Source organism: Proteus sp. G2674, assembly GCF_009915195.1.
Taxonomy (GTDB): Bacteria; Pseudomonadota; Gammaproteobacteria; order Enterobacterales; family Enterobacteriaceae; genus Proteus; species Proteus mirabilis.
Genome location: NZ_JAABLS010000031.1, coordinates 20727 through 37560 on the forward strand (window position 1 = coordinate 20727; position 16834 = coordinate 37560).

Here is a 16834-nt window from a genome sequence, read left to right on the forward strand (position 1 = left end):
TAAAAGGATGTTGAGTGCGATGAAATCAGAAAGTTTAGTGATTAAAATTGGGGGATCTCCACTTGATACCCCTGAATTTATTGCCCTGAAAACCGAATTTAATAAATTGAGCCACCCTGCTCGACCAGAAATAAGTTGGACACTTATTGAGTCACTTTGCTTATCCCTATTTAAAAATCATGGTATCGACCTACAAAGCGGTGCTTACTATACCATTGCAAGATTACAACAGCATGGTTTAAGCGGTTTTACTGAAGGATGTGAGTTATTAGCAAATGTTATTGTGACTTATTGGGATAGCCTGTGGCCGGAAAAGCCAAACCAACGTACAGAGGTATTAAACTGGTTTAATACCAAAGCCAGCGCTTTATTAAGACAACAATCCTATCAAGCAAAAGATCTACGATTAATCTATCGTTCAGAGCGCGCGTTACAGTTAATAATCGATAAACTGGCTAAAACAACTTGGGAAAAACTGCCTAAAATTGAAAACTTACTGTGTTTTTTCCAAAACTTAGCCAAACAAATTGAAAAGCAAGAAAAACAGACGCAACAAGATAGTGCTGAACCCGTTAGCGTACCGCCATTAGTCTGTATTCAACAACCGTCGAAAACAACGGACAAAGCAGCCCCCACTTTTGTGATTGAAACGCCTCAACCCGCCTCTTCTTTCACTGTAGTAGCAAAAAAAATGAGTGCGACCCGAGGTTTTATATGGGGCTGTGTGCTCAGTTGCATACTGTTTTTAGCCGTTGGATTTGGTGTACATCTCTATTTAAAACAAGAGATGAATGCGATTACTTCAATACCTGAAGGTGCGGCTGCCAAATGGTTGTTTAAACCACAGTTAAATAGCTACGAGTATCATTTAGCATTATTAGAAAAACGTTCTCCTCTTTCTAATTTACGGCTAATTGATACGATGCAAGAAAAAGCCAAAAACGCTTGGCCTACAGATGCAGAGCAAATTTATTTTACACGTAATTGGCAAAATCTTTATCAAACGCGCTTAGAGAATATGCCAATTAATGATAGCTGGTCTGAAACCGCGACATTATTACAACAACTTTCTAATAAAATAGTTCAGCAAGAACGAAATAGAGGCAGTTTTACACTCTCTTATCTAAAAACGGCAATTTATGATATTCAAAAGCAGCACAATAAAGTTGAGCCAATCGAAGAAAAACTGCGACAACTCGCTGTACAAATTGAAACAGGGCAACCTATTTCTCCTGCAACTCTCAATAATATTGATAATAAAATTAATGGGTTATTAGCTCGTTATTATGATTTACAAAAACAAGCTGAACAACAAGGTTTAAAACCTGGCTCATATTCATCTTTTGGATTAGATCATGAGTGAAATTAAATATATTAAAGAAAAGCAGTACTTACAAAAACTGTTCAGTGAGTATGCAGATAAAGCGCCACATTTAGCGAGCGTACTTGATCCTCAAGATCCACAAACAAGTTATCTCTTAGAAGGCTTTGCTTTTTTATCTGCTCGTTTACAAGATAAAATTGATGATGCTTTTCCTGAGATCACATTACCCCTACTGCAACGACTAAATTCCCAAGCCATTAAAGGGCTACCATCCACAACAATTATCCAAATTGACCAAAGTGAAATTCTCCCCTATCCCATGGAGATTAATGAAAAACATTTGGTGATTGGCGACAACGGGGCACAATTTAGTTTCTGCCATAATTTCACCATCATGCCTTATAGCATTTTGGATAGAAAAATTACTCAGCATCCAAACCACTCTTGTATCTCTCTTGAAATATTATATCGTGGTGATGTGGAATTAACTCAAACAAATGCACTTAATGTTTTTTTAGGGGAAAATAAAACCACCTCAGACATTTTATTACTCGCATTTAGTCAATACTTTGAAAAAATTGAGGTGGTACATAACGGTGAACGTTATGAAGGCGATCCTCTTAATTATGCTTTTGAACCCAAAATTGGCAATGACTATAAAATCTTCCCACAGAAAAATAACTCATTTTCTGCGCCACAACGTTTATTAGAAGGTCTTTATTTACCCCATGTTCACCATTTTATTGAGTTAGATATACCACAAATAGTGACTCAATTAGATTGGAAACAACAGCAGCGGTTTGTTGTGAATATCTATTTCAGTCAGCAACTTCCTTTAACTCAAGAAGAGTGTAATCAGAGCTTTTTTTTAAACTGTGCTCCAGCGATTGATAGTGAAGCAAAACATACACTTTTAATTGATTTTAAAAAGAATAAATCAAGTTATTTACTCCCTATTCCAACCCATCACTATTTGGCTGATCTTGATAAAATTGAGTTATCACTAGAGCCTCATGAGCTAGCGCGTGGCATATACTGTCATTTTTATCCTACGACAGAATTAACCGCCGCCTCTCGTTTAATGCCCCAATTTCATAAAGCCATTTTCTATTCATTAACAATGGAGAAAAATATTACTGGGCATACACTTTATTATTTGAATTTCTTTGATAATAAAGGTGATCCTATGGTCACACCGCCTAGTTTACATTTTGCATGTGTTTATATTGGCTTTGAACAATATAAAAGAAATGAGTTAGGTCTATTAAATAAACACAGCGAAAAAATGCCTGATGCAGTAAAAACGGGAAATATCACATTATTATCATCTTGTTATCCACCTATTGTAAATAATCACCATTTTTGGAAATTGTTATCTCATTACAGTGCTAATGGTTCAATGTTAATGTCATTAGATACTATTAAACATATGATTTCTGATTATATTCTTTACCGAGATACTGATAGGCAGATCACTCGAAAATGTGAGCGATTATTAAATGGACTCGTTGAACTAAAAACACATTTATATGACTATATTTTAAAAGGTAAACCCTATCGTTGTTTATCTTTATCGCTATTCATTGACGAAACACAATATGAAAATAGAGGTGAAGCTTTTGTCTTTACTACACATCTTTACCATTTTTTCCCATTCTGTTTATCTGAAAATATGTTATTGGAAATGTCAGTTACACTCAATGATCAGAAAAACACCACTTGGTATTTATCTCCTTCACCACTAAGGGGCTATAAATCAATGATTTAATAATTAGCAGTATTAACTATGGCACATAATAAAAGTGTTTATAAAGTTGATAATATCATATGAAGAAATATCAAAAAGGAGTTATAAATAATGGCTAATTCAATATATTTAAAGATAATAGGGAAATCTCAAGGTGATATATCTAAAGGGTGCTCTACTTTAGGATCTATAGGCAATAAATATCAGCACGGACATGAAGATCAGATATTTGTGTATTCATTTGATTATGATTTAACTCGAGCACAAAATTTAAATCATTCTCCTGTGGTAATTTCAAAACCTATAGATAAATCTTCACCCTTACTTGGGGTTGCAATAACAAATAATGAATTATTAGAGTGCGAGCTAGAATTCTATAGAACAAGTTCAAACGGCAATCAAGAAAAGTTTTATACCATTAAGCTAACAAAAGCCAGCATTACCAATATATCAGCACATTACCCTAATTCACTGACGCATGCAGATGCCCAGCCTTATGAAGATATTACTATTCGATATGAAAGTATCTCTTGGAACCATATTTGTGCAGGAACATCAGGTTATAGTATCAGCAAAAATATTTAATTTTACCGACGATGAGCGATATCATTTTTAATTTTTCATCTATAAAAAAGCCCTTTAATATAAAGGGCTTAAAGAGTTTGTTTTATTTTAAATTACCAAATGGGCATTTCATCTTGTAAGAAAGGATTATATTGACGCTCATGACCTAAATTAGACATAGGGCCATGGCCGGGGATAAATAGATAATCATCACCTAGTGGTAATACTTTATTTTTGATAGAGGCAATCAGATCGGCATGATTACCACGAGGGAAATCAGTACGACCAATACTTTCACGAAATAATACATCTCCCATCGAGATAAGTTTATTTTGGTGATTAACAAAAATAATATGACCCGGTGTATGGCCCGGACAATGTAAAACCGACAAAGTAATGGTTTTACCAATAGTGACAGTATCCCCTTCATTTAACCATTGATCAGGCGTAAAAGATTTTCCACTGGGGAAGTTAAACATACGACACTGTTGTTCTAAATCTTCAATAAGGAAGTTATCATCTTTATGTGGCCCATAAACAGGCACATGAAAATGCTCAACAATTTGAGCTGTTCCTGCTACGTGATCAAAGTGACCATGAGTTAATAGCACTTTAGTCAACTTTAATTGACGTTGTTCAATTTCTGCAATTAATGTTTCGACATCACCACCGGGATCAACAATGGCCGCTTCTTTGGTATCATCACACCAGATAAGGGTGCAATTTTGCATATAATTTGTCACAGGTATAATGTGATACATCATAGCTTACTCCGCGCTTTCTTAATCTATATCTATTTATTTATTACATAGATTACCATGAGCGCACGGGTCCTGTATCGATATGAACAAAATTACTTCGTGGATAATAACCCACTCCTCCCGCTTTCATTCTTAGTGCTACTTGGCGTACTTTAGATAAATCAGTACCTACTAAACGGAAATCCATTGCTTGACCACGGGTATGATAGCTTTTTTTCGCAACACCGCTGGTGTGTTGACGTAGATGATTATTAGTCGCGAGTGAACGATAACCCGAAATAAGTTCAACGGCTTTATTGTTGTTTAACATCACCTGTAACAGATAGATTTGATCAAATAAGGCTGGATCGATAGTTTTAACTTTATTTTGACGGTGATCTCTAAAAAGATGATTTAGTCTAGCAAGCTCTTGTTTATTATAACGTTTACCATCAAAAAACTCGGCTTTAATAGTTTCACCAGTATTTAAATTATTAAAGCGAAGAATTTTCGGTCGGGGAGTTGCTAATGATGCAAATGCATGTGAGGGAAGTAAACCTAAACCAACAGCAGCCATACCAAGGCCTAACCACTTACGACGATGTGAATCAACAATATCCATGATAGCTACACTCAAAATAATGATAGAAGGAAGAACAGACCTTTATTATGACAATATTTTTCTTGAATTGTTGCTTATTGTTTGTATAGATTTGTAAACATATCATTGATATTATTTTATAAAAGTTTATGTTTTATTATTAATAATAGCCGTGTTAGCAATTAACATTTTATTAATATTAATGCTATTTCTAAAAATAGATTAAAAATAATAGCTATTTTTTAAAATTTATTAATAAAACTGAATAAAATTATTTTATCTTACTGATTTTTATAAAAAATAAAGAGCAAGCATAATGCTTACTCTTTATTGTTGTTAGCCATCTGTTCTATTACAAATATTTCTTAATATTCTCTAAAAAAGAGGTTGCATTATTAATGCTTTGGTCATAATTATAAATATCTGCTCGATATTGAGGGGCATTTTCTTCTGCTACCCAAGCTGTTTGATAATATAAATAGACAGGGATACGTTCTGGAATTGGTGCATATTGTGTTGAACCTCGTTTTAAGGCTGCATCAATTCTATCTTGTTTCCATCCTGCATCACCTAATAATATCGTCGCTAATTGCGCCGCTTTATTCACACGAATACAACCTGAACTAATTGCTCGCATATTTTTAGTAAATAAATTGTGGTTTGGTGTGTCATGCAGATAAATCGCTTCAGAGTTTGGCATATTAAATTTATATCGGCCTAGGGAGTTAGTTGGCCCAGGGGCTTGCCAAATGCGATATGGAAAATTAGCCGCAGAGATGTTTTCCCAATCTATATCATAAGGATTGATTGGATAAGCGTCATTCCCCCACCCTGAATAAATCGTATAACCTTTACGGCTAAAATAACTAGGATCAGCCTTTCCTTTTGGAACTATATCTTTACGCGTCATACTAGTAGGTACATTCCAAGGCGGATTAACCACAACATTATTAAGCGCACTACTCATAATGGGGGTTTTTCTATCTGGTCGACCAACAATCACTTTTGAATCTAAAATCAGTTGATTATTAGCATAAAAATAGAGGGAGTAATCAGGAATATTGACCCAAATTCCAGTATCACCAATAGGTGGGGTTAAACGTAACCGCTGTATATTTAATGCCATAATTCCAGCACGCTGTATTGGTGTCATATTTAACCAATTACGCGTCTGTCTACCAATAATACCGTCAGTTTCTAATCCATGGGCCGCTTGAAACGATTTCACAGCAGCAATTAAAGGCTCATCATAAATCGTTGTTGCTACTTCTTGCTCATTTTCAGCCAATTGAGGCAGTAAATTTAAGTTACGCAATATTTGTCTTAATGCAATAACTTCTTCTGCCGATTGGTTTGGCTTTAATGAATTTTTCCCTTCCATGACGGGCCAAATAACCTCTTGATGAAGCTGTTTGCGCACTTCCTCTTTCATTAATGGATAGTAAGGGTGTGAGGGTGCAAAGGAGACGACAAAGCGCCCTAAGGTATTTTGTTGTAGATTGAGTTGGAAATGCTCGACAGCTTGCACAGTTGGTGCCGGTAATGCTTGTATCGCAGCGCGATATAACAGTGTTGTTCCTGATTGATTAATCTGTTCAACAAAGCTGATATAACCTAAAAAAGCGTCAGATAAAATAATATCTCGTGCTTCTGGCGTTAATTGTGCTGTTTCTAATAGCGTTAACCAACGTCCAAATTGTGGTTGAATTCCAGTTAAGGCAACCTCTGCCAGTTGCTGCTCTAGTTGTTTTGTAATTTGTTCATCTTGCCAAATCAGTGCTAAATCATTGCTTTGATAAACATCCACGAGTTGCTTAAAGTAAAGTGGTTTATATTCGCTTGGTAACCAAGATTGTAGTTTAGTGCTAACGTCCTGCTTACTCACTGATGGTGAATTTAATGTATCTTGTGTTGCCACGTCTTCTGTGAATACGGGTACTAATGCAGGTGTTTCTGATGTGAATAGCGGTGGCGTTTCACTTTCTGAGGCAATAACATTATGCCCTGAGAGAAGTGTGCCTATTACGACCGAATATGTTATTGCTCTTTTAATTGCTTGTTGCGCCATAGTCCTCAGTGCCTCATCCCTTGTTATTATTTTGCTATCGTAAAATATTAGATGAGTTAGACAAAGAGTTTTATAGGAATAAACTAATATTTGTAAAGTTTTATAAAATCTTTTCAACAATAGGCACTTAAATCATCATAAAAAGATGTTTAATACACTTTTTATATTAAATAAGAGTATAAATACTAAACACTCACAATACCGTGCACAATAAATATTCAAATAGAAAGTATATAGATTTAATCTATCATATGGTTCTATTTTGTTTTATAAAGAAACCCAAAATAAAAAAGGCGTAGTTTCCTACGCCTAACAAATAAAGGTCAACAGCACAGAGACAGATTAGTACTCTGAATTGATAACCACTTCTTCACCAAATTGTCCCGCTTTAGGTAACGGCTGGTAAGAAGAGTTAGCAGCACGTAAGATACGGATCCCACGGATATTTAGCTCATCAGCTGCTGCGATATCAGCATCTGCATCACCGTAGTAAATTTTCAGTTTGTGATCGCGCATCCAGCTTACTTTGTTATTTGCGCCAGGTTGGTCACCGGCAAAAATAACAGGTTGCATTTTGTCTGCAGGAATATTTAAACCTTCTTGAACATATTTAGTCACAGTCTCTGTTTTAGTCTGTGTACGACCGGTAATGAAATAAACAGTATCACCGCGTTTTAAGTGCATCTGAACAAGATCGATACCGACTTGTTTAGGCATACTGAATTTATCCCATTCGTTGTTCATTTTTTCCCAGAATTCTGGGTTTTTCAGATAACTGAAATCGTTTGGAGAATATTCCAGTTTACCACGATAAAAGCCTGGGCTTGAGAACAGAACGGTGTCATCAATATCAAAACCTACCGCCATTGGTGCTTGGCCTTCTAAGCTTTTTTCAATTTCTGCAACAGAAACCCATTTAATTGGTTGCTGATGTGCAAGTTCAGTAACAGTAACCCCTGGGCTAACAACTTCTGGCATATGAACTTTTGCCATTGCTGCGCCATTTAAACTTAACGCCAACGCAATTGCACTAAGAGTAAGTGTGACTTTACGCATTCTCTTTCCTTTAATTTTTATATTAATCACAGAAGGTGATAATAATAAACATCATAATTACATTTAAATGAGATATAGCGCACGTTATTTTATTTAGGCTGGTACTCTTTTGTTAGTTTACTTTCATTTTTTGATCTATCTAACACTTTGAAAAAAAAGAAGCACTATCCACGAAAGCAGATAGTGCTGTTGTTATCTGAGATGATCAAAAATGATCACATCAATTATTCTGTTATTTTTGCAACATTTTCGGATGAGATGTTATCTTTTTCACTTTGTTGCCCAAAGCCTTTTAATCCGACCACATGAACATGCTCGCTTCCATTAAAGACTTTACGCACTAATTTATAAGTTGTGCCTTTTTCTGGACTAATATTTTCTGGTGCAGCAATGATAAGTTGCATATCAAGTCGTTCACACAGTTCAAATAGGGTTGCGATAGATTTCGCATCTAAACGTGCGGCTTCATCAAGGAAGAGCAAACGACAAGGCGAAATATCTTTTCCTCTTAAGCGTCGTGATTCTTCTTCCCAACTTTGAACCACCATCACTAAGATAGACATACCTGTACCAATGGCTTCACCCGTTGATAGCGCACCACTTTCTGCTTTTAACCAACCTTCTGGCCCACGATTAACTTCAACTTCCATCTCAAGATAGTTACGGTAATCAAGTAGCTCTTCACCCACCGTTTGTGGCATACGCTGACCAAAATCAGCCTGTGGATTTAAGCGTTGATACAGTTTTGCCATCGCTTCAGAGAAGGTTAGGTTTTGGTTTTTAAATAGATCTTGATATTGGCTATCTTCTTCTTCCGATAATACATCCAGTAAGATTTGATGGCTTTCACGAATATTAACGTTTAACCGTACACCACGAACCTGACCAAAGGAAACCGCTTGTAAGCCCTGATTTAGCATGCGAATGCGATTTTGTTCACGTTGGATAGTTTTACGAATAATATTTGCCACACTGCGAGAGCTGATCGCCAGTTTTTGTTCACGACTGGTTAGCTCTTCGGTTAAGCGAGCTAATTCAATTTCCATCTGTTCGATAGCATCAACCGGATCATCGGTTTTGATAATATCTTGTCGAATACGTTCTCTTAAATGTTGGTAAACCGCAATAAAGAATTGGACTTTGCGATCAGGGTATTTTGCATCTTCAGAGCGACGTAATGCATCCCGTAAATATTCATTATCCGCCACAGCCTGACGTAACGCACCTAGCGCCTTATCCGACATTGAACGTAACTCATCCGCTGAAAGATAGGCAAAGTCACGACGATGTAAACGGCGCTCCATACCATTTTCTTTCACTAAGCGCATAACAGCACACCAACTGGCTTTAGCGCTGACGACGTGTTCACGCATTTGGCCATAATCACGTTCTAATTTGCGAATTTTCTTCGCCATATTTTCACGTTCAGCTTCACTAAGCGCAATATCACGCTCAAGTTGGCTAATACGCGTACGGTTAGCACTCACCGCAGCATAACGTTGATCACGTAACTCTTTGGCTCGCGCTTCTGCACCCGCATCAATTTGCAAGCCAGTCTCTTTCATCTCTTGCTCAAGCTCTCTTAATAGTTCTGATTTGGTATCAAAAGAACTTTTTAGTGAGGCTAGTACTTGATTAAACTGATCACATTGTGCCTGCTGTTGACGATATAACTCTCTCGCTGTCGCTCGCTCTGTTTCAGCCATTTCTAAACGACGACGTAATTTTTCATTAAGATCGTTATTTTCACTGACAATTTCAACCGCATCGCTATAACTAAAATGTGGACGACGCTGAACCACTTCCACCAGCAAAAATGCTTGTTGTTGATAACGTTGCTGCTCTTCTTTTGCGTATTGATAATCTTGTGTTAATTGATCATGCTCTTGTGGATCGCTTTGTAAAATCGAGGCTATAGGCTCTAATGCAGTTAATGCTTTCTCATGACGCTGTAAATAACGCATTGACTCTTCTGCGTTATAAAGCTCTTCACGTAGCTCCTCAACACGATCAATTAATGTTTCGTCCAATAATAAATTGACTTGAGGAATGAGTTTATTTAATAAATTGAGCGACTCTTTGGCTTGCGCATAATGCTGACGTTGTTGCTGAGTGCCCTCTTCATATTGTGATAACTCGCGCTCTAATTCATTACGACGTTGATTTAATTGGCGAATATCTTCTTCAGGATCGGCATCAAATGCCACTGAAATATGTTGCCCAACAAATTGGCTAAATGCATGGTGTGCACGTTGAATTTTCTGCACATCAAAGGCCTGTGTAGCATACAGCTCTGACAGCTCATCTCGTTGACGGGATAATATTTCTAGCTGGTTTTCTCGTGCTGCACGGCCAAATAATGGAATTTCTGGATAACGTGAATAGCGCCACTGCCTATCTGAACTTTTAATAAGTACCGCTTTTTCCATCTCTTGGGCATTAAACACGCTATCATCAAAGGATTGTGGATCACCTTCAATAAAATAGAGATCTTCCGGGCAATCTTCTAAAGAAGCTAACTGCTCTTCGATCGCACTGAGATCTTGTACCACAATCGCATGGCGCGCAGGTCCATATAATGCTGAGAAATAAGGCGCATCATCTAAAGTGATATCATCGTAAATCTCCGATAATAAAACCCCGTTAAAGCGTTCTGCTAAAGTAATTAATCGGCCATCTTCAGCCCCACTAGGCTGACTTAATCGTTCAATTTGAGCTTCAATTTGCTGTTTGCGAGCAGCGGTTTCATCACGCAAAACCGTGGCTTCACGCTCTTTCTCAAGTAACTGTTGCATATATTCAGTAACTTGATTGCTTGTTTCAAAAGATTGATGCGTTTGTTCACACAGTTGCGTTAAAGCATCTTGTGCAGCAAACCAAACTGGCGCTTGTTTTCTTAATTTTTCAATTTGTTGTTTTAGTTGATCAAGCTCTTGGCGCATTTGCATACGCTGTTCGCCAGAATCACTAACATAATCGCTCAGCTCTTCAATCTTTGCTTCTAGCTCTTCTTGTAGAGTAAATAGATCATCAGGCTCAACATTTTTGCCATACTGTTTATTAAACTCTGCAAGTTGACGTTCAGCATTATTTCTTTGCTGTAAACGTTGCTCTAATTCAGCTAATTGCATCCGAATAGGGTGAACACGATCGGCTTGATGACGATGTGATGACCATTCACGTAATGCGCTTTTAGCCGCACTCCACGCATTTTGACGCTCAACTTCCCCAACAATCGAAGTGATAAATTTATAGGCTTGATCAAATTGTGTTTTGGCCGCATCAGAAACACCGAGTTTCTGCTCCATAGAAAGTAATGAATGCGTGATGGATTGAATTTTTGCTTGAATACGTTCAGCCCATAGCTCTGCATTGGTTTCATCTAAATCATCAATGCCACATTGTGCTTTCGCACGCTCTAATGCTTGTACCGCCTGACGATATTGAATAGCTCGGGTTTGTTGAACATCTAACGCTTGTTGATAATCTGCCAATTGACTTTTCAGTTCATCAACTTCTTCTTCCGCAGATCCAACTCGCGCTTCCAACTCTTCTTTTTTTGATGTTGCTTCTTCAACAACTTCACTTTGCTCTTCTAAACGGAATGTGATTTCTTCGACATCCGCAACATAGCGATCGATTTTTTCTTGTTGGCGTACCGCATTTTGTACGAGATTAAGTCTATCACTGGCGGCTTGATAATCTGTTTCCAAATCAGCCGATAACGCTTGTTGCTCTTCTAACTCTTTGCCCATTTCAATAAAGCGATAAGCTTCATTGTTAATCGCTTTACGCTGATCCCACAACTCTTTACGTAAAGATAGAGCCTGATCAAGGTGTACTCGTCTTTCATTAGCATGACGCATATAGTCCGCTGCAACATAAGAGGTCGCTTCGGTGACTAAATGTTTAAACAGATCACGATCGGATTGAGTGACCCGAATAGCTTCTAAGGTCATGCGGTTTTCACGTAATGCCCCTTCCATATCTTGGAAGGCTTTTCTTACTCCGCTATTTTCAGGTAATAAATAGTCGCGTAAAGAGCGAGTGATGGCACTTGAAATACCACCATATAATGAAGCTTCAATAAGACGATAGAATTTTGCCCGATCGCTTGCTGAACGTAAACGTTTCGGAATAACCCCTAAATCAAAGAGTACAGAGTGGAAATCAGTAATCGAGTTAAATTGTCTAAAAACAACGCCTTCTATCGCTTCTACTTTTTCTTTTAATTCATTAAGTGGTAGAACACGTGCTTGGCGTCCATCGACAGCTTGCGTCAAAATTTCTGTTGGATTTTCAGCAATAGGTAGCCCTTGGATCATAAAAGGTTTGATATCAACCTTTTTATCTCGTCCGGCAACTTGTTGTAAGCGTACGCCAACGACAGCTCGTAAATGGCGAGAATTAATCACATCTAAAACGGCGTAACAAACTCCCGGGCGTAATTTCCCATATAATCCTTTATCACGAGAGCCACTGGTTGAACCGGCTTCAGTGGTATTTCTAAAATGAAGTAAAGTCAGATCGGGGATCATCGCGGTAATAAAAGCCGCCATGGTGGTGGATTTACCCGCTCCGTTACCACCGGATAAAGTCGTGACTAATTCATCTAAATCAAAAGTACGAGCAAAAAACCCATTCCAGTTGATCAATGTTAATGAGCGAAATTTTCCTCGTTCAATCATTTATTTTCTTCCTCTGCATCATCATCTTCACTGGACTCTAATTGCTCATCTTCCTGTTCATCGTCATCACTTGGCTCGCTATCTTGCTCTAGTGGCATAGCTTCACCATCGCGGATCATACGCATTTGCGCTTCAAGAGGAGAGTCACCACTACGCACATCAGCACCAAAGCGAAACACCGATTCAGTAATTGAAAAACGTTGCGTATCATTGGGTAAAAACGAAATCATCCCTAAACGACGTAGTCGGTTAAGTGACGTTTTCATTTTCTCTTGCAGTTTTTGTAGGTCTAAATCCGATCCTGTCGAGCGTTGATTAACTAAGCGTAACAATTTGCTTTCATCGGCCAGTGTGCGTAATTCATCAAATAATTCTTGTACAGTGAAGATCCCCTGATTAGCTAATCGCTCAGGGCTAAGGTAGAGATAACAAAGAATTTTGCCGACCAACATATCCATTTCAGAAAGCACTGAACGAGGAATAAGCGTCGTTGAACGGGGGCGTAAGTAAAAAAAGCCTTCAGGTGCTCGAATTAATTCGACATTATAACGCGCATAAAAATCTGTTAACTCATCTTGAAAGTCCATCAAAAAAGCATGGTTATCTAGTGAGTCTATACCAATATGTCGACCTGCACGTAGCTGACTATCCAGTTCAGGAAAAAGTGAATTCGCTAATGCCTGTGCTAATTTAGCTGGTATAAATTGTTCAGTATGTATCGATGACATGCGCTTGTACCTTAGCTCCATATTCGTTAATTTCTGCCCATTTTGCTGGCAATCCTGCAAGTTCAGCTTGCGCGACACCTAATCGTACCGCTTGATCAATGACAATCCGTGCCACATCAAAATGCTTCTGTTGTGGATAACGATTAAGATACTCAACTAATACTGAACTGAGATCTAACGCTCGTTGTTCTAATTTATAAGCAGCCAGCTCTTGTTCAACCCATTGAGCAATTTGTTCATTTACTTCACTGAACATTTGATATTCCAGCTCTTCAGGCAATTCCCCGGTCACTTCTTCATCTCGCAACACAAGCTCTTCATCACGCATATCAAATAGCCTATCCGCATTAGCATAAGTTAATGCCCATGGGCTGTCGAAATAGTTTTGTACGGATTGGCGTAGGCGACGTGAAAAAATACGGTTTTTATCCATATCTATCGCCGTGCGAATAAATTTATGCACATGCCTATCGTAACCTATCCATAAATCGATAGATTGCTGTCCCCAACTAATAATACGGTCAAGTTTACTTTGTAACTCAAAGACTAAAGTATCTATTTGGTCGACATGGCCTGAACTCATATTCGCTTCTTGAATACGTAATAGATTTGCTTGTAATTTATCCCCTGCCGCTTCCAGTGTGTCTTGTAACTCTCTTAATGTCCCAGAGGTTTCAGATAGTAATTGTTCACAGTTTGAAATGGCAGCTTGCCAATCTTGGTTTAATAGTGCAGCAATATCTTCTTTAACGATATTTTGCTGTTCATCCATAATGCGTTGAGATAAATCGATGCTATCGAATATCTCAGCCACCGAATATTTTAACGGTGCAAAAACATTACGATGCCAATGGTATGCATCACCACCTTCTTCTGCAGCACTTGCTGCTGAATCTAACTCACTTGCCACAATTGACAATTGCATCGACAAGCGTAGTGATGAAAACTCACGTTGACGAATGTAGTAATCACTGATGCCAATACCTAATGGCGTTAAACGATATATCGCATTACCTTCTACCAGTTCACTGGTAAAACGGTTAAAAAGCCGCTGCTTGACCATATCATTAATGGCATTATTAGCACGAACTTGTATTGATTCTGCGGGTTGATCAAAGCCTTTACACACCTCTCGAAAGGCATCAATCAACTCCCCTTCACTCATCTCGCCATCAAGGCGTTCGCTGTTTAATACAGCAACTGCCATCAAAAAAGCTAACCTTTCCGGTGGCAGTGAAATAGAGAAATCATTTTTTCTCGCCCAAGACACTAACTCAGGAACGGTCTGGGTAAAATCACTCATAGTACATCCTTAATTTACACACTTTTGTGCCATGACATGAATGTAACGCCCCAGACTGATATAGGGCTCTTGCCGACAATAGCGTTGCTCTAAGGCAAGCAACGCTGGAAAATCTTTATTTTGCAACTGACGACTTTGCAAATAGTCATGAAAAACACGCACTCCCGTTTTTCCTAAAATCGTCATTGAAAATGACGCTAACCATTGATAAACATCCTCAGGTTGTAGCGGATTTTGTGGGGATAATGAGCGTTTTCTTCTGCGTGGTATTTCCGGATTTGCCAAATGGAAATTTCCCAAAATAGCATTTCTCATGACAATGCCATTCGCATTGTAAAACATTAACGATAGGATACCATTAGGAAGTAGCATATCGGTAAGTACATTTATGGCGTTTTTCTGATCTGTGATCCACTCTAATACGGCATGGAATAGAATTAAGTCAACACCATCATCTAGATGCTGGTTTATCTCTTGTGCTGCACAACAAATAAACGTCATTTGATTGACAACACCTTCATCAATAGCCGCTTCTTGTGCGCGGTTAAGCATCTCTTGTGATAGATCACATAAAATTATCTGGTGCCCTAATTTTGCCAGTTGTCTGGAAAAATAACCTTCACCCCCCCCCGCATCTAAAATACGCAACGGACGATCAGGGAGTTGAGTTAATAATTGTTGTAAATCATCCCAAATCACCGCTTGGCGGATTTTTCCTTTTGTTGTGCCATAGATATTGCGAGAGAATTTATCAGCAATATCGTCAAAATTACGGTCTGACATTAAAACGCCTCATGATAACAACTTGTTACTTGCGCTCTTTGCATTCTGATAAATTCAAAAATATGAGACACTGTACTGAAGGTAAACAAAGACAACAATTTTACCAGTGTTCGATGATACTGGCTGTTTTCAATCACAAAATAAGCCATGAATCAGATTATTCGCAAAGCGCAGTATAAATATAACGCTTATTAATGAAAAAATTAACGCTCAAACGTTTATCGTTTTACAATTTCTAAATTAGTGAGTATTTCTGTTCGTTAGCATTTAGTAAAAACTATACTTATACGCTATTTTGACACAATGCTTTATCAATCCCCTAGTTTTCACTAGATTTTTACTCTCAGTTGCTGACATTTCACTCAACTTAGGAAGATTTATGCTGTTTTTGCTCAAAAAATATCTTGGTAGCCTAATCATGCCACTACCGCTGTTATTAATAATTGCTTTTTTTGCGCTTATTTTACTGTGGTTTACTCGTTGGCAAAAAACAGGAAAAAGCGTACTCACTATCGTGATTGTGTTGCTTACGCTGTTAGGCATGCAACCTGTCGCAGATACTCTATTGATGCCAAGTGAAAAAGCGTATCAAGCACGTTATGAATTACGCGAAAACTCACCACAAGATGTTAACTACATTGTCGTTTTAGGGGGCGGTTTTACTTATAATCCTGAATGGGCTCCTAGTGCTAACCTGCTAAATAATAGCTTATTTCGTGTTGCTGAAGGCGTAAGGCTTTATTATCGTTATCCTAATGCCAGCTTAATTTTTACCGGTGGTGCCGGCGTCAATAAAATAAGTAGCGCCGAAGTGGCTGCACAAGTTGCACAATCATTAGGTGTTCCAGCAGAAAAAACGATCGCCCTTTCCCAACCTAAAGATACCGAAGAAGAAGCGTATGAAGTGGATAAACTTATCGGTAAACAACCTTTTTTATTGGTGACCTCAGCAAACCATTTAGCGCGAGCAGAACGTTTCTTTTTAGCTAGAGGTATGCACCCTATTGTTGCACCTGCTAATCAGCTAGCCATTACTACCCCTCTGCATCCTTGGGAAAAATATACCCCTTCCGCGTATTATTTTCAGCATAGTGAGCGAGCATGGTATGAATTTATCGGCTCGATTTGGCAAACCATAAAATCTAGCGAACCATCTAGTGTAGAGGCGGTTGTTGAGAATAAAAATGAAGCTGACAATGGCATAAAATAGTGCATAAAGAATGAGATCATTA

General features: G+C 38.0%; 12 protein-coding genes. 4 read left to right on the plus strand and 8 right to left on the minus strand.

Annotated features, from left to right (window positions below):
* The first annotated feature begins 19 nt into the window (after positions 1 to 19).
* From GWI58_RS13400 to GWI58_RS13410, 3 genes are all read left to right on the plus strand, one after another.
* Entirely contained in the window at positions 20 to 1363 is a 1344-nt protein-coding gene (locus tag GWI58_RS13400; protein ID WP_237611706.1) for a VasL domain-containing protein, read from the plus strand.
* Positions 1356 to 3092, plus strand: a complete 1737-nt coding sequence (locus GWI58_RS13405) for a type VI secretion system baseplate subunit TssF (RefSeq protein ID WP_004244608.1) — start codon at positions 1356 to 1358, stop codon at positions 3090 to 3092. The genes GWI58_RS13400 and GWI58_RS13405 overlap by 8 nt, the downstream gene beginning before the upstream one ends.
* A gap of 90 nt (positions 3093 to 3182) precedes the next feature.
* Positions 3183 to 3656, plus strand: coding sequence for an Hcp family type VI secretion system effector (locus GWI58_RS13410; protein ID WP_004244607.1), 474 nt, complete (start codon positions 3183 to 3185; stop codon positions 3654 to 3656).
* Between the two features lie 92 nt (positions 3657 to 3748).
* Here GWI58_RS13410 and GWI58_RS13415 read toward each other — a convergent pair whose 3' ends face one another.
* From GWI58_RS13415 to cmoM, 8 genes are all read right to left on the minus strand, one after another.
* On the minus strand, positions 3749 to 4399 hold the full coding sequence (locus GWI58_RS13415; protein ID WP_004247640.1) for an MBL fold metallo-hydrolase: 651 nt from the start codon (positions 4397 to 4399) through the stop codon (positions 3749 to 3751).
* A 49-nt stretch (positions 4400 to 4448) separates the two neighbouring features.
* Positions 4449 to 4997 (minus strand): YcbK family protein, encoded by a 549-nt coding sequence (locus tag GWI58_RS13420; protein WP_004244605.1) that lies wholly within the window; start codon positions 4995 to 4997, stop codon positions 4449 to 4451.
* 331 nt (positions 4998 to 5328) lie between these two features.
* Positions 5329 to 7044, minus strand: coding sequence for a L,D-transpeptidase (ldtD, locus tag GWI58_RS13425; protein WP_110144417.1), 1716 nt, complete (start codon positions 7042 to 7044; stop codon positions 5329 to 5331).
* Positions 7045 to 7386: 342 nt separating this feature from the next.
* Positions 7387 to 8100 (minus strand): acid phosphatase AphA, encoded by a 714-nt coding sequence (aphA, locus tag GWI58_RS13430; protein WP_004247637.1) that lies wholly within the window; start codon positions 8098 to 8100, stop codon positions 7387 to 7389.
* Positions 8101 to 8324: 224 nt separating this feature from the next.
* The gene (mukB, locus tag GWI58_RS13435; protein WP_104836338.1) at positions 8325 to 12788 is read right to left on the minus strand and encodes a chromosome partition protein MukB; all 4464 of its coding nucleotides are present in this window, start codon (positions 12786 to 12788) and stop codon (positions 8325 to 8327) included.
* A complete protein-coding gene (gene mukE, locus GWI58_RS13440; protein WP_026164598.1) occupies positions 12785 to 13516 on the minus strand; it encodes a chromosome partition protein MukE in 732 nt (243 codons plus the stop codon). The genes mukB and mukE overlap by 4 nt, the downstream gene beginning before the upstream one ends.
* On the minus strand, positions 13497 to 14819 hold the full coding sequence (gene mukF, locus GWI58_RS13445; RefSeq protein ID WP_004244597.1) for a chromosome partition protein MukF: 1323 nt from the start codon (positions 14817 to 14819) through the stop codon (positions 13497 to 13499). Before mukF ends, mukE begins: the two co-directional genes overlap by 20 nt.
* A gap of 9 nt (positions 14820 to 14828) precedes the next feature.
* A complete protein-coding gene (cmoM, locus tag GWI58_RS13450) occupies positions 14829 to 15602 on the minus strand; it encodes a tRNA uridine 5-oxyacetic acid(34) methyltransferase CmoM (RefSeq protein ID WP_004244596.1) in 774 nt (257 codons plus the stop codon).
* A 379-nt stretch (positions 15603 to 15981) separates the two neighbouring features.
* Here cmoM and elyC point away from each other — a divergent pair, with 379 nt between their 5' ends.
* Positions 15982 to 16812, plus strand: coding sequence for an envelope biogenesis factor ElyC (gene elyC, locus GWI58_RS13455; protein WP_104836337.1), 831 nt, complete (start codon positions 15982 to 15984; stop codon positions 16810 to 16812).
* Positions 16813 to 16834: the final 22 nt, after the last annotated feature.